The 20,033-nt window shown below is 39.1% G+C and carries 22 protein-coding genes, 6 tRNA genes and 1 rRNA gene; 25 read left to right on the forward strand and 4 right to left on the reverse strand.

Features of this window, described 5'->3' with window-relative positions; all coding sequences use genetic code 11:
- The 9 genes from rrf to H7T99_RS07000 all read left to right on the forward strand — a co-directional run.
- Window positions 1-92: ribosomal RNA gene (gene rrf / locus H7T99_RS06960) — 5S ribosomal RNA — on the forward strand; the annotation flags it as partial.
- Between the two features lie 5 nt (window positions 93-97).
- A tRNA-Val gene (locus tag H7T99_RS06965) sits at window positions 98-170 on the forward strand.
- A 2-nt stretch (window positions 171-172) separates the two neighbouring features.
- Window positions 173-245 (forward strand) — tRNA-Asp (locus tag H7T99_RS06970).
- A 19-nt stretch (window positions 246-264) separates the two neighbouring features.
- A tRNA-Lys gene (locus H7T99_RS06975) sits at window positions 265-337 on the forward strand.
- Between the two features lie 5 nt (window positions 338-342).
- Window positions 343-424: transfer RNA gene (locus tag H7T99_RS06980), tRNA-Leu, on the forward strand.
- A 12-nt stretch (window positions 425-436) separates the two neighbouring features.
- Window positions 437-509: transfer RNA gene (locus H7T99_RS06985), tRNA-Thr, on the forward strand.
- A 7-nt stretch (window positions 510-516) separates the two neighbouring features.
- Window positions 517-588, forward strand: a tRNA-Glu gene (locus tag H7T99_RS06990).
- 90 nt (window positions 589-678) lie between these two features.
- Complete coding sequence (locus tag H7T99_RS06995; RefSeq protein ID WP_037601810.1) at window positions 679-1,611, forward strand: manganese-dependent inorganic pyrophosphatase; 933 nt, start codon at window positions 679-681, stop codon at window positions 1,609-1,611.
- A 54-nt stretch (window positions 1,612-1,665) separates the two neighbouring features.
- Window positions 1,666-2,325 (forward strand): DUF1803 domain-containing protein, encoded by a 660-nt coding sequence (locus tag H7T99_RS07000; protein WP_037601817.1) that lies wholly within the window; start codon window positions 1,666-1,668, stop codon window positions 2,323-2,325.
- A gap of 29 nt (window positions 2,326-2,354) precedes the next feature.
- Here the strand turns inward: H7T99_RS07000 and H7T99_RS07005 are convergent, their stop codons facing one another.
- Window positions 2,355-2,888, reverse strand: a complete 534-nt coding sequence (locus tag H7T99_RS07005; RefSeq protein WP_002886644.1) for a DUF402 domain-containing protein — start codon at window positions 2,886-2,888, stop codon at window positions 2,355-2,357.
- A 71-nt stretch (window positions 2,889-2,959) separates the two neighbouring features.
- The gene (recX, locus tag H7T99_RS07010) at window positions 2,960-3,736 is read right to left on the reverse strand and encodes a recombination regulator RecX (RefSeq protein ID WP_037601820.1); all 777 of its coding nucleotides are present in this window, start codon (window positions 3,734-3,736) and stop codon (window positions 2,960-2,962) included.
- A 34-nt stretch (window positions 3,737-3,770) separates the two neighbouring features.
- On the opposite strand from recX, the gene rlmD reads away from it, so the two are divergent.
- Window positions 3,771-5,126 carry a 23S rRNA (uracil(1939)-C(5))-methyltransferase RlmD gene (gene rlmD / locus H7T99_RS07015; RefSeq protein ID WP_037601823.1) on the forward strand — a complete coding sequence of 452 codons (1,356 nt, stop codon included), beginning with the start codon at window positions 3,771-3,773 and terminating at the stop codon, window positions 5,124-5,126.
- A gap of 109 nt (window positions 5,127-5,235) precedes the next feature.
- Complete coding sequence (gene asnA / locus H7T99_RS07020) at window positions 5,236-6,228, forward strand: aspartate--ammonia ligase (RefSeq protein WP_037601826.1); 993 nt, start codon at window positions 5,236-5,238, stop codon at window positions 6,226-6,228.
- 150 nt (window positions 6,229-6,378) lie between these two features.
- Here the strand turns inward: asnA and H7T99_RS07025 are convergent, their stop codons facing one another.
- Window positions 6,379-7,737 (reverse strand): aspartate kinase, encoded by a 1,359-nt coding sequence (locus tag H7T99_RS07025; RefSeq protein ID WP_002886649.1) that lies wholly within the window; start codon window positions 7,735-7,737, stop codon window positions 6,379-6,381.
- 129 nt (window positions 7,738-7,866) lie between these two features.
- On the opposite strand from H7T99_RS07025, the gene H7T99_RS07030 reads away from it, so the two are divergent.
- The 14 genes from H7T99_RS07030 (at window position 7,867) to H7T99_RS07095 (ending at window position 19,391) form a co-directional block, all read left to right on the forward strand.
- Window positions 7,867-8,505 (forward strand): HAD family hydrolase, encoded by a 639-nt coding sequence (locus H7T99_RS07030; protein ID WP_037601829.1) that lies wholly within the window; start codon window positions 7,867-7,869, stop codon window positions 8,503-8,505.
- 211 nt (window positions 8,506-8,716) lie between these two features.
- Window positions 8,717-9,508: an enoyl-CoA hydratase gene (locus tag H7T99_RS07035; RefSeq protein WP_037601410.1), complete on the forward strand. Its 792-nt coding sequence runs from the start codon at window positions 8,717-8,719 to the stop codon at window positions 9,506-9,508.
- Window positions 9,509-9,612: 104 nt separating this feature from the next.
- Window positions 9,613-10,047 carry a MarR family winged helix-turn-helix transcriptional regulator gene (locus tag H7T99_RS07040; RefSeq protein ID WP_002885562.1) on the forward strand — a complete coding sequence of 145 codons (435 nt, stop codon included), beginning with the start codon at window positions 9,613-9,615 and terminating at the stop codon, window positions 10,045-10,047.
- The gene (locus H7T99_RS07045; protein WP_037601832.1) at window positions 10,047-11,009 is read left to right on the forward strand and encodes a beta-ketoacyl-ACP synthase III; all 963 of its coding nucleotides are present in this window, start codon (window positions 10,047-10,049) and stop codon (window positions 11,007-11,009) included. Before H7T99_RS07040 ends, H7T99_RS07045 begins: the two co-directional genes overlap by 1 nt.
- Window positions 11,010-11,072: 63 nt before the next feature.
- Entirely contained in the window at window positions 11,073-11,297 is a 225-nt protein-coding gene (locus H7T99_RS07050) for an acyl carrier protein (protein WP_002885495.1), read from the forward strand.
- A 105-nt stretch (window positions 11,298-11,402) separates the two neighbouring features.
- Window positions 11,403-12,368, forward strand: coding sequence for an enoyl-[acyl-carrier-protein] reductase FabK (gene fabK, locus H7T99_RS07055; protein ID WP_037601835.1), 966 nt, complete (start codon window positions 11,403-11,405; stop codon window positions 12,366-12,368).
- Window positions 12,369-12,390: 22 nt separating this feature from the next.
- Entirely contained in the window at window positions 12,391-13,311 is a 921-nt protein-coding gene (fabD, locus tag H7T99_RS07060) for an ACP S-malonyltransferase (RefSeq protein WP_002886655.1), read from the forward strand.
- Window positions 13,312-13,323: 12 nt separating this feature from the next.
- Complete coding sequence (gene fabG, locus H7T99_RS07065) at window positions 13,324-14,058, forward strand: 3-oxoacyl-[acyl-carrier-protein] reductase (RefSeq protein WP_037601838.1); 735 nt, start codon at window positions 13,324-13,326, stop codon at window positions 14,056-14,058.
- Between the two features lie 61 nt (window positions 14,059-14,119).
- Window positions 14,120-15,352, forward strand: coding sequence for a beta-ketoacyl-ACP synthase II (gene fabF / locus H7T99_RS07070; protein ID WP_002885574.1), 1,233 nt, complete (start codon window positions 14,120-14,122; stop codon window positions 15,350-15,352).
- Window positions 15,353-15,355: 3 nt separating this feature from the next.
- Window positions 15,356-15,841, forward strand: coding sequence for an acetyl-CoA carboxylase biotin carboxyl carrier protein (gene accB, locus H7T99_RS07075; protein WP_037601841.1), 486 nt, complete (start codon window positions 15,356-15,358; stop codon window positions 15,839-15,841).
- Window positions 15,838-16,263: a 3-hydroxyacyl-ACP dehydratase FabZ gene (gene fabZ, locus H7T99_RS07080; RefSeq protein WP_002885470.1), complete on the forward strand. Its 426-nt coding sequence runs from the start codon at window positions 15,838-15,840 to the stop codon at window positions 16,261-16,263. The genes accB and fabZ overlap by 4 nt, the downstream gene beginning before the upstream one ends.
- A 118-nt stretch (window positions 16,264-16,381) precedes the next feature.
- Window positions 16,382-17,752 carry an acetyl-CoA carboxylase biotin carboxylase subunit gene (locus H7T99_RS07085; protein ID WP_037601903.1) on the forward strand — a complete coding sequence of 457 codons (1,371 nt, stop codon included), beginning with the start codon at window positions 16,382-16,384 and terminating at the stop codon, window positions 17,750-17,752.
- 5 nt (window positions 17,753-17,757) lie between these two features.
- Window positions 17,758-18,624: an acetyl-CoA carboxylase, carboxyltransferase subunit beta gene (gene accD, locus H7T99_RS07090; RefSeq protein WP_037601843.1), complete on the forward strand. Its 867-nt coding sequence runs from the start codon at window positions 17,758-17,760 to the stop codon at window positions 18,622-18,624.
- Complete coding sequence (locus H7T99_RS07095) at window positions 18,621-19,391, forward strand: acetyl-CoA carboxylase carboxyl transferase subunit alpha (RefSeq protein WP_014633561.1); 771 nt, start codon at window positions 18,621-18,623, stop codon at window positions 19,389-19,391. The genes accD and H7T99_RS07095 overlap by 4 nt, the downstream gene beginning before the upstream one ends.
- 30 nt (window positions 19,392-19,421) lie before the next feature.
- Here the strand turns inward: H7T99_RS07095 and H7T99_RS07100 are convergent, their stop codons facing one another.
- Window positions 19,422-19,904, reverse strand: coding sequence for an S-ribosylhomocysteine lyase (locus tag H7T99_RS07100; protein WP_002885585.1), 483 nt, complete (start codon window positions 19,902-19,904; stop codon window positions 19,422-19,424).
- Window positions 19,905-20,033 lie beyond the last annotated feature (129 nt).

The raw sequence follows: 20,033 nt of genomic DNA on the forward strand, positions 1-20,033 counted from the left end.
ACACCTGTTCCCATGCCGAACACAGAAGTTAAGCCCTAGTACGCCTGATGTAGTTGGGGGTTGCCCCCTGTTAGATACGGTAGTCGCTTAGCACAAAGGGAGTTTAGCTCAGCTGGGAGAGCATCTGCCTTACAAGCAGAGGGTCAGCGGTTCGATCCCGTTAACTCCCATAGGTCCCGTGGTGTAGCGGTTATCACGTCGCCCTGTCACGGCGAAGATCGCGGGTTCGATTCCCGTCGGGACCGTTCAAGTAGAAATATTTGAGACTCGTTAGCTCAGTTGGTAGAGCAATTGACTTTTAATCAATGGGTCACTGGTTCGAGCCCAGTACGGGTCATATATGCGGGTGTGGCGGAATTGGCAGACGCACCAGATTTAGGATCTGGCGCTTAACGGCGTGGGGGTTCAAGTCCCTTCACCCGCATTAGAAAAGTTAGCCGGCTTAGCTCAGTTGGTAGAGCATCTGATTTGTAATCAGAGGGTCGCGTGTTCAAGTCATGTAGCCGGCATAAAGATGGTCCGTTGGTCAAGGGGTTAAGACACCGCCTTTTCACGACGGTAACACGGGTTCGAATCCCGTACGGACTATATTTTTGAGTGACTTAGGTTACTCTTTTTATTTTGTTTCTTTTTTTTATATGTTATAATAGCTTATAATACTATTTTTGAGGTGAATTTATGTCTAAAGTTTTTGTTTTTGGTCATCAAAACCCTGATTCTGATGCGATTGGGTCTTCTTATGGATACGCTTATTTGAAACGTCAACTTGGCGTTGATGCTGAAGCTGTTGCTTTAGGTACTCCTAACGAAGAAACTGCTTTCGTTCTTGATTATTTTGGTGTTGAGGCACCACGAGTTGTTGAATCAGCTCTGTCAGAGGGAGTTAATCAAGTAATTCTTACAGACCATAATGAGTTTCAACAATCTATTTCAGATATTAAGGATGTTGAGGTTATTGAGGTAGTAGACCATCACCGTGTGGCTAACTTTGAAACCGCTAATCCATTAATGATGCGATTGGAACCTGTTGGATCAGCTTCTTCAATTGTTTATCGTATGTTCAAAGAAAACAATGTTGAAGTTCCTAAGGAAGTGGCTGGTTTGCTTTTGTCAGGTTTGATTTCGGATACTCTTCTCCTTAAATCTCCAACTACACATGCTTCAGATCCTGCAGTTGCAGCTGAACTTGCAGAAATTGCTGGAGTTAATTTGGAAGAATATGGACTTGCTATGCTTAAAGCTGGTACTAATCTTTCTTCTAAATCTGTTGAAGAACTTATTGATATTGATGCCAAAACTTTTGAATTGAATGGCAATCAAGTTCGTGTTGCACAAGTTAATACAGTTGATATTTCCGATGTTCTTTCTCGTCAAGAGGAAATCGAAGAAGCTATTAATAACTCAATTAAAAGCAATGGATACTCTGACTTTGTCTTAATGATTACTGATATCCTTAATTCAAATTCAGAAATTCTTGCACTTGGTTCAAATACTGATAAAGTTGAAAATGCTTTTGATTTTGTTTTAGAAAATAATCATGCTTTCCTTGAAGGTGCCGTTTCTCGTAAGAAACAAGTGGTACCACAGTTGACTGAAAGCTTTAATGCATAAAATTAGGCCGTCAGGCCTTTTTTTAGTGGTCTGATTAATGGTATAATACTTCTTATGATAATACAATTTAACCCAAATAAACTATGTAAGCAAGCTTTTTTTATGGAAATAGTGAATTATCTATATCTTAATCAGCCTGTGACCCTGAGAGCAATAAAAAGGCAGTTTCCTTTTCAAAAGAATATAGATAAATTAATTGAGGAGTTTGTAAAAGTAGGCTATATTGAACGATTTGAGAAACGTTACCGTTTATTAATTAGTCTTGTGTTGGATTCTTCTACAATTGACTTAGATCAGCATTTTTTTATTGAAGATGATTCTACTTGTTATTTAGAGCTATTAAATCGTAAATTTGTTACTGAGATATCTAATTCTACTAATGATGTTGTTATTATCGAACAAACGGGTATCACGAGAGACGAACTTACGATTTCAAATTATTTCTATAAATTAAGAGAAAATCTACCATTATCTGAAGAGCAGAATAGATTATATGACAAATTAGGGGATGTTAATCCTGAATACTTTTTGAAACATGTAACGACTTTTCTATTAAAATACATAAGGAAGGAGTTTGTACTTCAAAAGAGAAGGAATATTTTTGTTGATGCTTTAGAATTATTAGGGTATCTTATTCAAGTAGAAGAAGGTCGTTATCTTTTGAATATGGACTTAGATTCCGAAGCATTCGTTTTTAGTGCAAAAAAAGACTAGTATTATTACTAGTCTTTTTTATGACAACTTTAACGATTCCTTAGTTCAAGATAACGTTTGTACCAGATGTTAACATAAGATTGCGAAAATGGCCCCTTACCATTGTTAATCCAATCTACCAAGATTTTAACATGTTCCTTTAAGATATAGTCAATATCAGGAGAGTAATGCATTTCTTTTTTATGTGTTTCATACTCATCTACATCTAGCAATTTTTTTTCACCATCAGCGAAGACCTTGACATCTAGGTCGTAGTCAATATATTTTAGTGCTTCTTGGTCCAAAATATATGGACTAGCTAAATTGCAGTAGTAGGAAATGCCGTTATCCCTAATCATGGCTATAATATTAAACCAGTATTTTTTGTGGAAATAAACAATAGCAGGTTCACGTGTTACCCATCGTCTTCCGTCTGCTTCAGTAACGAGGGTGTGGTCGTTAACGCCAATAACAGCATTCTCAGTTGTCTTTAGTACCATAGTATCGCGCCAAGTACGGTGCAAACTACCATCATGCTTATAACTTTGAATTGTGATAAAGTCGCCTTCTTTTGGTAATTTCATGGCGTCCTCTTTCTACAATAAGGGTTATCCCCATTATTGTATCATAATTTTTTGAAAAGAGGGGAGAATTCCTATAAATATTCTCTTAGAGCGGATGCTATGGCATCAAAGTCATAACCTTTTCTGGCTAAAGATTGTGTCAAGCGCTGCTTAAGTTCATAACCGTCGTATTTTTTACTAAATTTTTGATATTGCTTATCTATTTCTTTATAAAGGAGAGCTTGTTCAGTTTCTTCATCTGCTTCAAGTTCTAGATGATCGATTGCTAGTTTACTTTCTTGAAATGAAAAACCTTTATTGATAAGGCTTTGAGTTAATTTATCTTTTAGGGCTTTAGATGGTAGTTTTTCCTGATATTTTCGTAACAGTTTTGAAGCTACTCTAATGGCTATTTCTGAGAAATCAAATTGACTTAAAACATCGTCAATGATCTGTTTGTTACAACCTTTTTGAAGCCATTTTTGCTTCAGCACATAGGCTCCTTTATCACCTGAATTCAGATTTTGTTGAGCTAGACTTTCTAGGAGTTTGTAATCATCAATCCAGTGATCTCTTTTTAGATTATCAATAATTTTTGGAATTATATGAGGGTTTATTTCATGTTTAAAAAGGTAATCTTTTACCTCTTTCTCAGTACGTTGTTTAAATGAAATAAAATAGAGGGCTAAGTTTTTACCATGCGAGAACTGGGCAAAGGATTTAATATTCTCTAGTTGATCTTTGTCCAGTATCATTTCTTTAGTCAACATGTATTTAACGATGGTATCTTCTGTAACGTAGAGACTCTCTTTTTTGTCTATCTCAAGGAGATAAAGTCTCTTTTTCTTCTCGATTTTTGTGATTTTCATAGTTATTATTATATCAAAATGTTAGAATGGTAGTATGAATTTACAAGTGAAACAGCGTATCCCGCTTAAGATAAAACGCATGGGAATCAATGGCGAAGGCATTGGTTTTTATAAGAAAACTCTAGTTTTTGTGCCAGGGGCTTTGAAGGGTGAGGAAGTATTCTGTCAGGTTGTTTCTGTTAAGAGAAACTTTGTTCAGGCCAAATTATTAAAGATTAATAAACCTTCTAAGTTTCGTGTTGAACCTGCATGTAGTATTTATGAAGACTGTGGCGGTTGCCAGTTAATGCATCTTCGTTATGATAAGCAATTAGAGTTTAAAACTGACTTATTAGGACAAGCCTTGAAGAAGTTTAAACCGGCTAATTTTGAGTCATATGACATTCGTCCAACAATAGGGATGGAGCAACCACAACATTACCGAGCTAAACTACAATTTCAAACCCGTTCTTTTGGTGGTTCAGTCAAAGCTGGTTTATTTGCGGAAGGGAGTCATCGCCTCATTAATATTGATGATTGCCTAGTTCAGGATGAGCTAACTCAAGTCATCATGAATAAGGTGACAAATTTGTTAGATAAATACAGGTTGCCAATTTATAATGAGCGTAAAATTTCTGGAATTCGGACCGTTATGATACGACGTGCTTTGGGTTCAAATCAGGTCCAGTTGATTTTTGTAACCTCTAAATCAGTTTCTTTCACTAAATTAGTTAAGGAATTGACGGAAAGTTTTCCAGAGATTGTAACTATTGCTGTCAATTATAATTATTCGAAATCTAGCGAGATTTATGGTCAAGAGACGGAAATTCTTTGGGGGCAAGACACTATTCAAGAAGAGGTACTGGACTATAGCTTTGCTCTCTCTCCTCGTGCATTTTACCAGTTGAATCCTCAACAAACAGAGGTACTCTATGGTCAGGCCGTTGAAGCTTTGGATGTAGGTAAGGCTGAACACCTTATTGATGCTTATTGTGGGGTTGGTACTATTGGACTTGCTTTTGCAAATAAGGTAAAGAGTATTCGAGGTATGGATATTATTCCTGAGGCTATTGAGGATGCTAGGAAGAATGCCAAATCACTTGGACTGGGAAATGCTCACTATGAGGTGGGTAAAGCAGAAGATATCATTCCACGTTGGTACAAGGAAGGTTATCGAGCAGATGCTCTTATTGTGGATCCCCCTAGAACTGGTTTAGATGATAAGCTACTTAAAACGATACTGGACTACACTCCTGAAAAAATGGTATATGTTTCATGTAATGTATCTACTTTGGCTAGAGACCTAGTTTCTTTGGCTAAAGTTTATGATGTTAATTATATCCAGTCAGTAGATATGTTTCCTCATACGGCTCGAACAGAAGCAGTTGTGAAGCTAACTAAGAAAATGTGATAAAACCTAACATAAAAAACAAGAAATTTTCAAAATTGTTGGAAAATTTCTTTATTTTTCTGAAAAATAGGAGTATAATAGGCTTATCGATTTTTTAAAGGAGGAGCGTATGAAAAAGAGCTTCATTCATCAACAAGAGGAAATTTCTTTTGTGAAGAATACTTTTACACAGTATTTGATTGATAAACTTGACGTCGTTGAAGTGCAAGGGCCTATTTTGAGTAAGGTCGGGGATGGTATGCAGGATAATTTGAGCGGTATTGAGAATCCTGTAACTGTTAATGTACTTCAGATTCCAGACGCGACATACGAAGTTGTTCACTCATTAGCAAAATGGAAACGCCATACTTTGGCTCGTTTTGGTTTCAATGAAGGTGAAGGGCTCGTGGTTAATATGAAGGCTCTTCGTCCAGATGAAGATTCATTGGATGCAACGCACTCTGTTTACGTTGACCAATGGGACTGGGAAAAAGTTATTCCTGACGGACATCGTAATATCGCTTATTTGAAAGAAACTGTTGAAACCATTTATAAGGTCATTCGTTTGACTGAGCTAGCAGTTGAAGCACGTTACGATATTGAAGCAATTTTACCTAAGAAAATTACCTTCATCCATTCAGAAGAGCTTGTTGAGAAGTACCCTGATTTGACACCAAAAGAGCGTGAAGATGCTATTACCAAGGAATATGGTGCTGTATTCTTGATTGGTATCGGTGGTGTTCTTCCTGATGGAAAACCACATGATGGTCGTGCACCTGACTATGATGACTGGACAACTGAGTCTGAGAATGGTTACCGTGGTTTGAATGGAGATATCTTGGTTTGGAATGAACAATTAGGACATGCTTTTGAATTGTCATCAATGGGTATTCGTGTTGATGAAGATGCCCTTAAACGTCAGGTTGAAATTACTGGCGACCAAGATCGTTTGAAATTGGATTGGCACCAAGCTTTGTTACATGGCCTTTTCCCACTAACAATTGGTGGAGGTATTGGTCAATCACGTATGGCTATGTTCTTGCTTCGTAAGAAACATATTGGTGAGGTTCAAACTTCAGTTTGGCCAGATGCCGTTCGTGAAAGTTACGAAAACATCTTGTAAAAAAAGCACTAACGAAAGTTAGTGTTTTTTGGTTTGCAATAGCTATGCATAATTGATTAATGAATTGGCTATTGGAGTAGATATGATAAGAGCTGGCTTAGTTTTTCTCATAAAGAAAAAACCTTTCCCTGAAGGAGATAGGTTTTTAGATTAGTCGTCACTACGGAAAAAGGCATCATAAAGAGCTCTGACGGCTGCTTTTTCTTGCTCAGTTTCAATTACAAACATAACAGAAACCTCACTAGAACCTTGAGAAATCATTTCTAGGTTAATATGTTTTTCAGAGAGCGCTTTAGCTGCTGTCGCTGTAACACCGATGTGGTCTTTCATATTTTCACCAACAATCATGAGAATTGAAAGGCCATGTTCAATTTCAACTTCATCAACACCGAGTTCACGAGTCAAGTATGAAAGAATTTCTTGTTCTTTGATTGGGGTAAGTTCACGTTCTCGAATAATGATTGAGAGATCATCGATTCCAGAAGGCATGTGTTCCCAACGGATGTTTAAATCTTCCAAAATTTGGAGGACCTTACGTCCAAAACCAACTTCACGGTTCATGAGGTATTTGGTCATATTGATGCTGACGAATTTATCATCGCTCGCGATACCAACAACAGGAACAGTTGCTCCCTTGTGTTCAAGAATAATGCGTGTGCCTGGGTGGTCTGGGTTATTTGTATTTTTAATAACGAGTGGAATTTTACCACGGTAGGCAGGGAGAAGGGCTTCGTCATGAAGAACTGAGAAGCCAGCATATGCCAATTCACGCATTTCCTTGTAAGTCAACTCTGGAATTGAATGTGGTTCATGAACGACACCAGGATGGGCTGCGAAAATACCATCTACATCTGTGAAGTTTTCATATAAATCTGCCTTAACTCCAGCTGCAACGATAGAACCAGTGATATCAGAGCCTCCACGTGAGAAAGTACAAATTTGATTATCAGGGGTAACACCGAAGAAACCAGGGATTACAAGAACCTCATCTGATTCACGAAGCTCTTCCAACTTGTCATAAGCTCCTGGAAGGATACGAGCATTTCCAGGTTCGCTTGAGACAAAAATACCAGCTTGGCGAGGGTGAACGTAACGTGCTTCAATACCGTTATTACGGAAATATTCTGCGATTAATTTTGCGTTATTATCTTCCCCTGCAGCTAGGAAAGTATCATAAAGGAAATCATTGTCTTCAATAGGAAGAGTGGCAAGATCGTTGATAGATTTAGCAATCTTCGCCATTTCTGTTGATTTGAAGCCTAGCTCATCGACCATAGCTTGGTAGCGGTTAATAATCCATTCTTGGTCAGCTTTGACATCAGCACCTTTTGTGTAGTGTTTATAGTATTTAATCAAGGCGTCTGTGACTTTGGTATCTTCATCGTTACGCTTACCAGGGGCTGATACTACGACAAAGCGACGTTCAGGGTCAGATTTTACAATGTTTAAGACTTTTTCTAATTGTGTGGCTGAAGCAAGTGAGCTCCCACCGAATTTGATGACTTTCATAGTTACTCCAAAAATTTTAAATTACTCTACAATTATAGCAAAATTCTGACAATTTGTCACATTGTTTTTAAAAGCAAGTAAGATTTAGTCTGATTATGGTACAATAAGGAAAGAAAAGGAGGATATCCCGTGGTAGAGGCAATTATTTTTGATATGGATGGTGTCCTTTTTGACACTGAAAAATATTATTATGATCGACGTGCAAATTTCTTAGCTCAAAAGGGAATTTCAATAGACCATTTACCCCCGTCTTTCTTTATAGGTGGAAATACCAAGCAAGTTTGGGAAAATATTCTCAGAGATGACTATGATAACTGGGATGTGCCAACTTTACAAGAAGAGTACAATGCCTATAAACAAGACAACCCCTTACCCTACAAAGAATTAATCTTTCCTGATGTTTTGAAAGTCTTGAATGAAGTGAAATCTCGAGGGCTGAAAATAGGTTTGGCTTCTAGCTCAGTGAAGGCAGATATCCTTAGAGCTTTAGAGGAAAATCATTTGGATGGTTTCTTTGATGTGGTTCTCTCAGGAGAAGAATTTAAAGAGAGTAAACCTAATCCAGAGATTTATCTGACAGCATTGAAGCATTTGAACGTGGAAGCAAATCAGGCTTTGATTATCGAAGATAGCGAAAAGGGGATTGCTGCTGGAGTCGCTGCAGGTGTTGAGGTTTGGGCCATTAAAGATAATCGTTTTGGCATGGATCAAGGTGCAGCCAAAGGCTTGTTGGATAACCTTATAGATGTTTTAGATTTATTAAAATAGAAGAGACACCGAGTTGTAGAACTCGGTGTTTTGATGTATCAAATTAAAAAACTCTAAGTTTCTGTTGACCTTTAGATGGACTATGGTATACTAGAAAATAACGATGAATGATTTGATAATCAAATTATCTATTCATCAAATAAAATTGTGATAAAAATATAAAGAACATACGTTTTTCATATAGGAACTAGTTATCGGAGGAATGCAAAAAATGGCTTACGAAACAATTCTTTATAGTGTTGAAGATGGAGTAGCAACTTTAACGCTTAATCGTCCAGAAGTGCAAAATGGATTTAATATTCCAGTTTGTGATGAGATTATGGCTGCAATTGAGCAAGCTAAACAAGATGCGTCAGTAAAATTCTTGGTAATCAATGCTAATGGAAAAGTCTTTTCTGTTGGCGGTGACCTTGATCAAATGCAAAAAGCGGTTGCTGTAGATGATGTACAGTCTTTGGTTCGTATTGCTGAGCAGGTAAATGAAATTTCTTTTGCTCTTAAAAAATTGCCTAAGCCAGTCATCATGGTAGTTGATGGACCATGTGCAGGTGCTGCAGCTAACTTAGCTGTTGCAGCAGACTTTACGATTGCATCTGATAAAGCTAAATTCATCCAAGCTTTTGTAGGTGTTGGTTTGGCACCTGACGCTGGAGGTCTCTACCTTTTGACACGTTCAATCGGTATTAACCGTGCGACTCAAATTACCATGACAGGAGAGCCAGTATCAGCTGAAAAAGCCTTGGACTGGGGAATTGCCTACAAAGTTGTTGAGTCAGAAAAACTTGAAAAAACTGTGAGTCAATTGATTAAAAAATTGAATCGCTCTTCAGTGAATTCCTTTAAAGCCATTAAAGAAATGGTTTGGGAATCTGAATTTGCAGGATGGGAAAATTACGCTAAGTTGGAACTTGACTTGCAAAAATCTCTTGCTTTCACAGAAGACTTCAAAGAAGGGGTACGTGCTTATAGTGAGCGTCGTCGACCTAAATTCCAAGGGAAATAGCCACATTTTCTAAAAGAAAAACTAAAGTTTTTTAATCGGGCTTGCGAAATTAGTTTGAGTCTGATATAATTTGAAAGTCAAAGTTTTATTGAAAGGAGTCTGGTGTGAATTACGACAAAATTGATGGCTATCTTGTTGATATTTTTAATAACGTAGTTATTATCGAAGAAGCAAGTTTAAAGAATTCAAAGTTTAACGATGTTTCCCTCAAGGAAATGCATACCATTGATGTGATCGGTACACATCCAGATACGACACCAAGTGCAGTAGCTAAAGAACTCATGCTAACTCTTGGTACTGTAACAACATCTCTCAATAAACTTGAAAAGAAAGGTTATATTGTCCGTACGCGTTCATCAGTTGACCGTCGTGTGGTCCATCTTTCGCTTTCTAAAAAGGGTCGTTTGGTATATCGTCTTCACCGTCGTTTTCATAAATCAATGGTGATGAGGATTACAGAAGGCTTTAACGACGAGGAATTGAAGGTTATGAGCAAGGGATTGGAAAATCTCCACGCATTTCTTGAGGAGTTGAAATAATGGCATTTGCAAAAATTAGTCAGGTTGCCCATTATGCACCTGCTCAGGTCGTGACTAATGATGACCTATCAAAAATCATGGATACTAGCGATGAGTGGATTCGCTCACGTACCGGTATTCAGGAACGTCGCATCTCATTGAATGAGAATACGAGTGATTTAGCTACCAATGTTGCTCATCAGCTATTAGAAAAATCAGGATTAGCTCCTGAGGAGCTAGACTTTGTTTTAGTTGCAACGATTTCTCCTGATAGCTCGATGCCGTCAGTGGCAGCGCGTGTTCAAGGAACAATTGGAGCAGTCAATGCCTTTGCTTTTGATATTACTGCGGCATGTAGTGGGTTTGTCTTTGCCCTGGCAACCGCAGAAAAATTGATTAAGTCAGGTGTCTACAAAAGAGGTCTAGTCATTGGTGCTGAAGTCCTTTCTAAAACATTAGACTGGTCTGACCGTACAACAGCTGTCCTCTTTGGAGATGGTGCTGGCGGAGTCCTTTTGGAAGAAACTGAAGAAGAACATTTCTTGGGAGAATCTTTAAATACCGATGGTAGCAAGGGTGGTCTTGAGTCAGGAGCCTCTGCAGTTATCTCGCCTTATTCAGATGAGTCTGATCAGCCTAATCCCTATATGCAAATGGATGGGAAAGCAATCTTTGATTTTGCCGTTAAGACGGTTTCAAAGAGTATTAAGGCCTTGGTTGAAGAAAAAGGTGAGCCTGATTACTTCCTTCTTCATCAAGCTAATATTCGTATTTTGGATATTATGGCTAAGAAAATCGATGTCAGTCGTGATAAATTCTTGGCAAACATGATGTCTTATGGTAATACCAGTGCGGCAAGTATCCCAATTCTGCTTTCTGAAAACGTGGCGAATGGGACCTTAAAATTAGACAGCGGTCAAACAATTCTCTTATCAGGTTTTGGTGGGGGTTTGACATGGGGCAGTCTTATTGTTAAAATCTAGTTATATAAATTATGCACCAGCATAGATTATAAGAAATATATTTATCTTAAAGGAGAAATTAAAATGGCAGTATTTGAAAAAGTACAAGAAATCATCGTTGAAGAACTTGGGAAAGATGCAGAAGAAGTAAAAGTAGAAACTACTTTTGACGAACTTGACGCTGACTCACTTGACGTGTTCCAAGTTATCTCGGAAATCGAAGATGAGTTCGATATCCAAATCGAAACTGAAGAAGGTCTTAACACTGTTGGTGACCTTGTTGCTTACGTAGAAGAAAAAACTAAATAAGCAGGGCATAGAGAATATTCTTATTTGGGATATTCTCCTTTGTTTATACAATTACTTTGATTATTAAACTATTTATTTGATTAGAAAATCGAAAAAAGGTGCAAAATGAAATCTCGTATTACAGAACTGTTAGGAATTAAATATCCAATCTTCCAAGGTGGTATGGCCTGGGTTGCTGATGGCGACTTGGCAGGAGCCGTTTCAAAAGCTGGTGGACTCGGAATAATTGGTGGTGGTAATGCCCCTAAAGAAGTGGTAAAAGCTAATATTGATAGAGTAAAACAAATCACTGACAAACCATTCGGTGTTAATATCATGCTTTTGTCACCATTTGCAGATGACATCGTCGACCTCGTTATCGAAGAGGGCGTTAAGGTTGTTACAACAGGAGCCGGAAACCCAGGTAAATATATGGAACGTTTCCACGAAGCTGGAATTACAGTAATCCCAGTTATTCCATCGGTAGCACTTGCTAAACGTATGGAAAAACTTGGAGCAGATGCTGTTGTTGCAGAAGGTATGGAAGCTGGTGGTCACATCGGTAAATTGACAACTATGGCACTTGTTCGCCAAGTTGCTGATGCGGTATCTATCCCAGTTATTGGAGCTGGTGGTGTTGCTGATGGACGTGGTATGGCTGCTGTTCTTATGCTTGGAGCAGATGCTGTTCAGGTTGGTACGCGTTTCGCTGTTGCTAAAGAATCTAATGCACACCAAAATTTCAAAGATAAGATTTTGAAGGCTAAAGATATTGATACTGTTATTTCAGCCTCAGTTGTTGGACACCCAGTTCGTGCGATTAAGAATAAATTGGCTACTGAATATAACCAAGCTGAAAAAGATTTCTTGGCTGGTAAGAAGACTCAAGAGGAAATTGAAGAGCTTGGTGCAGGTGCCCTTCGTAACGCGGTTGTTGATGGAGATGTGGAATATGGTTCAGTTATGGCTGGACAAATTGCAGGTCTTGTTCGTAAAGAAGAAACATGTGCAGAAATTTTGGAAGACCTATACACAGGTGCTGCCAAGGTGATTAAAGAAGAAGCTGCTCGTTGGGCAGATGTAAACGTCTAAAAACGTCGAAAGGATTAGGATAGTGACAAAACGTGCGTTCTTATTTGCTGGTCAAGGGGCTCAGAAATTGGGCATGGCGAGCGATTTGTATGCGACTTATCCCGTTGTCAAAGAGACATTTGATACGGCTAGTCGTATTCTAGGTTATGATTTGCGTGAATTGATTGATTCTAACGAAGAAAAACTTAATCAGACACGCTATACTCAACCAGCTATTTTGACAACATCAGTAGCCATTTATCGCCTTTTGGCAGAAAATGGTATTACTCCTGATATTGTTGCCGGTCTCTCTTTGGGTGAATATTCTGCCCTAGTTGCGGCCGGAGCGCTCTCATTTGAGGATGCGGTAGCCTTGGTTGCTAAACGTGGAGAATTCATGGAAACAGCTGCTCCTGCTGGAAGTGGGAAAATGGTTGCTGTCATGAATACAGATCCAAGTTTGATTGAGGAAATCTGTCAAAAAGCATCTGAAAAGGGTGTAGTAACGCCTGCTAACTATAATACTCCAGCACAAATTGTTATTGGTGGTGAAGTTGAGGCTGTTGATTATGCTGTGGAATTGCTTAAAGAAGCTGGTGCTAAACGTCTGATTCCTCTTAATGTTTCAGGGCCGTTCCATACAGCTTTACTTGAATCAGCTAGTCAAAAATTGGCAGCAGAACTTGAGAAAGTGTCATTCAAGGACTTTACGCTTCCTTTAGTAGGTAATACTGAGGCTCAAATCATGAAGTCAGAAGACGTCAAAGCACTTTTGGCTCGTCAGGTGATGGAACCTGTACGTTTTTATGATTCGATTGCCACTATCCAAGAATTTGGTGTAGATGAAGTAATTGAGATTGGTCCAGGAAAAGTCTTGTCGGGCTTCTTGAAGAAAATTGATAAAACCTTACCAACTCATAATGTTGAAGATCAAGCTAGTCTTGATGCCCTTCTTAATGCTTAAAACGAGGTAAACATGGAACTTAAGAATAAAAATGTTTTTGTAACAGGTTCAACACGTGGAATTGGATTAGCTGTGGCACACAAATTTGCTAGTCTTGGTGCCAATGTTGTTTTAAATGGACGTTCTGAAATCTCTGAGGACTTGCTTGCACAGTTTGCAGATTATGGTGTAACTGTTGTAGGTATCTCAGGTGATATTTCTAACGGTGAAGATGCTAAACGTATGGTAGCTGAAGCTATTGAAAAGCTTGGTAGTGTTGATGTGCTAGTTAATAATGCTGGTATCACTAACGATAAGTTGATGTTGAAGATGAGTGAAGAAGATTTTGAACGTGTCTTGAAAATCAACTTGACTGGTGCTTTCAATATGACACAGGCTGTCTTAAAACCAATGTCTAAGACTCGTCAAGGTGCCATCATCAATATGTCATCTGTTGTAGGTCTCATGGGGAATATTGGTCAAGCTAACTATGCGGCTTCAAAAGCTGGTTTGATTGGTTTTACAAAATCAGTGGCGCGTGAAGTTGCGGCTCGTGGTGTCCGTGTCAATGCTATTGCTCCTGGTTTCATTGAATCAGATATGACTGACGCTATTCCAGAGAAAATGAAAGATGCTATGATTGCTCAAGTGCCAATGAAACGTATTGGTCAAGCAGAAGAAGTGGCTGAAGTTGCAGCATTCTTGGCTAGTCAAGAATATCTCACAGGTCAAACCATCGCTATTGATGGTGGTATGACCATGCAATAATTGAATGTCAATATCAAAAAGTCATTTACTAGAATATCCACCCGACAAAAGGAGAATATATATGTCTACAAATCGTGTTGTTGTTACAGGTTACGGCGTAACCTCACCAATCGGTAATACACCAGAAGAATTTTGGAACAGTCTTCATGACGGTAAAATTGGTATCAAACCAATTACGAAGTTCGATGCTTCTGAAATTCCAGTCTTTAACGCTGGTGAGATCCAAGATTTCCCGTTCGATAAGTACTTTGTGAAAAAAGATACTAACCGTATGGACACTTACTCACTTTATGCGATTTATGCTGCTATGGAAGCTCTTGAAAATTCAGGACTTAACATGGAAGAAGAAGATCGTGATCGTGTTGGTGTCATCGTGTCATCTGGTATCGGTGGTCTTCAAGAACTTGAAGATCAAATCATTCGTATGCACGAACGTGGGATGAAACGTATCAAACCAATGTTTATCCCTAAAGCACTTTCAAACATGGGTGCTGGTAACATTGCTCTTAAAATTGGTGCTCAAGGGGTATGTAAATCAGTGACGACTGCTTGTGCCTCTGCCAATGATGCAATCGGTGAAGCCTTCCGTGAAATTAAATTCGGTTTGCATGATGTTGTCTTGGCTGGTGGTGCTGAAGCTTCAATCACTAAGATTGGTATTGGTGGTTTCAATGCTCTTACAGCACTTTCAACAACAGAGGATCCAGAACGTTCATCAATTCCATTTGATAAAGACCGTAATGGTTTTGTTATGGGTGAAGGTGCAGGGGTTCTCGTTATCGAAAGCTTGGAACATGCCCAAAAACGTGGTGCTAACATCTTGGCTGAGATTGTTGGTTACGGATCAAACTGTGATGCCTACCACATGACAACACCAACTCCAGACGGTTCAGGTGCTGCTAAAGCAATTAAATTGGCTATCAATGAAGCTGGTATCAAACCTGAAGATGTTGATTATGTCAATGCTCACGGGACATCAACACCTGCTAATGAAAAGGGTGAAAGTGGTGCCATTGTTTCTGTACTTGGTAAAGATGTTCCAGTTTCATCTACTAAATCATTTACAGGTCACTTGCTAGGTGCTGCTGGTGCAGTTGAGGCTATTGCAACAATCGAAGCGATTCGTCATAGCTATGTACCGAAAACTGCTGGTACAAAAGAATTGTCTGACTACATCGAAGCTAATGTTGTTTATGGTGAAGGTCAAGAAGCTGATATTGAGTACGCAATTTCAAATACCTTCGGTTTTGGTGGACACAATGCTGTTCTTGCCTTTAAACGTTGGGAGGCTTAATTCATGAATATTTCTGAAATCAAAGATTTATTGGCTCAATTTGATGCTTCAACTTTACGTGAATTTTCATACAAAAATAATGGTGAAGAATTGAACTTGAGCAAAAATCAAACAAGTTCAGTAACAGCTGCCCCAGTAGCTCCTACAGTTGAAGTAGTTGCGCCAGCTCCTCAAGCTCCAGTAGCAGCACCTGCCGCTGTTGAAACTCCAGCAACACCAGTTGAAGAAGCTTCTGCTCCTGCTCAAGCTGCTGAAGGTGAAGTGGTTGAAAGTCCACTTGTTGGTGTGGCTTACTTGTCTCCATCACCTGAAAAACCAGCCTTTGTTTCTATTGGTGATACTGTTAAGAAAGGTCAAACGCTTCTTATCGTTGAAGCAATGAAGGTGATGAATGAAGTGCCAGCACCTAAAGATGGTGTTATTACTGAAATCTTGGTAGCGAATGAAGAAGTTGTTGACTACGGAAAAGGATTGGTACGCATCAAATGACAATTGATATTAATGCTATTCGTGAAGCTTTACCACACCGTTATCCAATGCTTTTGGTTGACCGTGTGCTAGAAGTTTCAGAAGACGAAATCACAGCTATTAAAAATGTAACGATCAATGAACCTTTCTTTAATGGACATTTTCCTCAATACCCAGTTATGCCTGGTGTTCTTATCATGGAAGCTCTTGCGCAAACAGCTGGTGTTCTTGAATTGTCTAAACCTGAAAACAAGGGCAAATTAGTCTTTTATGCAGGTATGGATAAGGTTAAATTTAAAAAACAAGTGGTTCCTGGTGACCAACTTGTTATGACAGCTAAGTTTGTTAAACGTCGTGGAACAATTGCTGTTGTTGAAGCTAAGGCTGAAGTCGATGGTAAACTTGCTGCATCAGGTACTTTGACTTTTGCTATTGGAAGCTAATGTTTTGTGAAAATCCTTCTGGCGACAGTCGGAAAGGATTTTTCTTTAGATATTGGTCTATCACATAGAAAGGAAATCAACACAGACTATCAAAAAATGTCTGATGTTATCTTGTTTTATGTTTAAAAAATTATTGATTGCCAATCGTGGTGAAATTGCAGTGCGTATTATCCGTGCAGCGCGTGAATTGGGTATCCAAACGGTTGCTATTTATTCTGAAGCGGATAAGGATTCTCTCCATACTATGCTCGCTGATGAAGCTATTTGTATCGGGCCTGCAAAATCAACGGATTCTTATTTGAATATGAATCGTGTCCTATCAGCTGCTATTGTGACTGAGGCTCAAGCTATTCATCCAGGGTTTGGTTTCTTGAGTGAAAACTCTAAATTTGCCACTCTCTGTGAAGAAATGAACATCAAGTTTATTGGTCCTTCAGGCGAAGTCATGGACAAGATGGGTGATAAAATCAATGCCCGTGCTGAAATGATTAAGGCTAATGTCCCTGTAATTCCTGGTTCAGATGGTGAAGTCTTTACAGTTGAGGAGGCTTTAGAGGTTGCCAACCGTCTTGGTTACCCAGTAATGCTTAAGGCTTCTGCTGGTGGTGGCGGTAAGGGGATTCGTAAGGTTAACACTGAAGAAGAGTTAGCTCCTGCCTTCGAATCTGCGTCACAAGAAGCTAAAGCAGCCTTTGGTAATGGGGCGATGTATATTGAAAAAGTTATTTACCCAGCTCGTCATATCGAGGTTCAAATTTTGGGAGATAGCTATGGTAATATTGTTCACCTAGGTGAGCGTGATTGCTCTCTTCAACGTAATAACCAAAAGGTTTTGGAAGAATCACCGTCAGTTGCTATTGGTAAGACACTTCGTCACGAAATTGGTTCTGCGGCTGTCCGTGCCGCTAAGGCTGTTAATTATGAAAATGCGGGTACTATCGAGTTTCTTCTTGATGAAAAAACAGGTCAGTTTTACTTTATGGAAATGAATACCCGTGTTCAAGTTGAGCACCCAGTTACTGAATTTGTAAGTGGTGTGGATATTGTTAAAGAACAAATCCGTATTGCCGCAGGTGAAAAATTATCTGTGGCTCAAGATGATATTGAAATCAAGGGACATGCCATTGAGTGTCGTATCAATGCGGAAAATCCTAAGTTCAACTTTGCACCAAGCCCAGGGAAAATTAGCAATCTCTACCTACCTAGTGGTGGTGTTGGCCTTCGTGTGGACAGTGCTGTCTATCCTGGCTATACTATTCCCCCTTACTATGATTCAATGATTGCTAAAATCATTGTTCATGGAGAAAATCGATTTGAGGCACTCATGAAGATGCAACGTGCTCTTTACGAGCTTGAAATCGATGGAGTTGTGACAAATGCTGACTTCCAATTGGATTTGATTTCAGACCGTAACGTTATTGCTGGAGATTATGATACATCATTCTTGATGGAAACTTTCCTACCAGAATACCAGAATCGTGAGGAATAGAGTTTATGGGATTATTTGATCGAAAAGAAAAGTATATCCGTATCAATCCTAACCGTTCTGTACGTAATGGGGTTGATCACCAGGTACCAGAAGTACCAGATGAGCTTTTTGCCAAATGTCCTGGCTGTAAGCAAGCTATTTATCAAAAGGACTTGGGGCAAGCTAAAATCTGTCCAAACTGTTCTTATACCTTCCGTATTTCCGCTAAAGAACGTCTCGATTTAACAGTTGATGAGGGATCTTTCCAAGAACTGTTTACAGGCATTAAAACTGAAAATCCATTGAATTTTCCAGGTTATATGGAGAAACTAGCAGCGACTAAGGAAAAAACTGGTCTTGATGAAGCTGTTGTGACTGGTGTTGCAACTATCAAGGGGCAAAAAACAGCCTTGGCCATTATGGATTCTAACTTTATCATGGCTTCAATGGGGACTGTTGTTGGTGAGAAAATCACTAAACTCTTTGAACATGCGATTGAGGAAAAACTTCCAGTTGTTATTTTTACAGCATCTGGTGGGGCCCGTATGCAAGAAGGAATCATGAGTTTGATGCAAATGGCTAAAATTTCAGCTACTGTAAAACGTCATTCGAATGCTGGCTTGTTGTATTTGACTGTATTGACAGATCCAACAACTGGTGGGGTTACAGCAAGTTTCGCCATGGAAGGTGATATCATCTTAGCTGAGCCACAAACCTTGATTGGTTTTGCAGGTCGTCGTGTCATTGAAAACACAGTTCGTGAAACTTTGCCAGATGATTTTCAAAAGGCTGAGTTCCTTCAAGAACATGGTTTTGTTGATGCCATTGTTAAACGTACAGAGTTGGCTGATACCATTGCCACACTCTTATCATTCCATGGAGGTGTTCAATGAGCGACGTAGCACGTATTTTAAAAGAAGCGCGTGACCAAGGCCGTTTAACTGCTTTGGACTTTGCCCAAGGAATCTTCGATGACTTTATCGAACTTCATGGTGACCGTAATTTCCGTGATGATGGTGCCGTTATCGGTGGTATTGGTCGCTTAAATGGCCAAGCCGTTACAGTAGTGGGTATCCAAAAAGGTAAAAACCTACAAGATAATCTCAATCGTAACTTTGGGCAACCTCATCCAGAGGGTTATCGGAAGGCTCTTCGCCTCATGAAACAGGCTGAAAAGTTTGGTCGTCCAGTCGTTACCTTTATCAATACTGCAGGTGCTTATCCTGGTGTTGGGGCAGAGGAACGCGGACAAGGTGAGGCAATTGCGCGTAACCTTATGGAAATGAGCGACCTTAAGGTGCCAATTATTGCCATTATCATTGGTGAAGGTGGTTCGGGAGGAGCTCTTGCCTTGGCAGTAGCCGATAAGGTTTGGATGCTTGAAAATACCATCTATTCTATCTTGAGTCCTGAAGGATTTGCAACTATCCTCTGGAAAGATGGCTCACGTTCAGAAGAGGCGGCAGAGTTGATGAAGATTACATCAGGCGAGTTGCTTAACATGGGAATCGTTGATAAGGTTATCCCAGAACGTGGTTACTTTACAAGTGAAATTATTGAAGCAATTAAGACAGCAATTGTAGATGAGTTGGCAGAATTAAGCCAATTATCAACAGAAGACTTACTTGAAGCGCGTTATCAACGTTTTAGAAAATATTAAAAAACATTGGGATTTACCCCAATGTTTTTTTTATACGGTATGGCGTTCGAAGGCTTGGTCTGAGATACCTTGTTCAAGGATAAGTTTAGCCCATTCCTTAGCTGAATGAAGACTGTGATCCTTGTAGTTACCACAAGATTCAATGGTTGTCCCTGGAACATCTTCCCATGTAATCTCGTTAGCGATAGCTTCAAGACTAGATTTGATAACTTTGGCAATTTCTGTAGGATCTTGTTTACCCCACATAATCATATGGAAACCTGTACGGCAACCAAATGGTGAGCAATCAATAAGTCCATCGATACGTTGACGGATCAGTTTAGCGAGTAGGTGTTCGATAGTGTGAAGACCACCTGTGTCAATACTATTTTCATTAGGTTGAATCAAACGGATATCAAAGTTTGTAATGATATCTCCTTTAGGTCCAACTTCCTCTGAAATAAGACGGACATAAGGCGCTTTTACAATGGTATGATCAAGTTCAAAACTTTCAACAGTAACGTCTTTTGGCATGGTAATACCTCCCTATTCTAATAGAGTTATGATACCATAAAATCAGTTTAAAGTTCTAGTATATATTTGAGAAATCGCTATAAATATGATACACTAGAAGACGGTTTTCTTTAGGGAAACCTTAGAAAA

The organism is Streptococcus sp. 17.1, assembly GCF_016648655.1.
GTDB classification, from domain to species: Bacteria; Bacillota; Bacilli; order Lactobacillales; family Streptococcaceae; genus Streptococcus; species Streptococcus salivarius_E.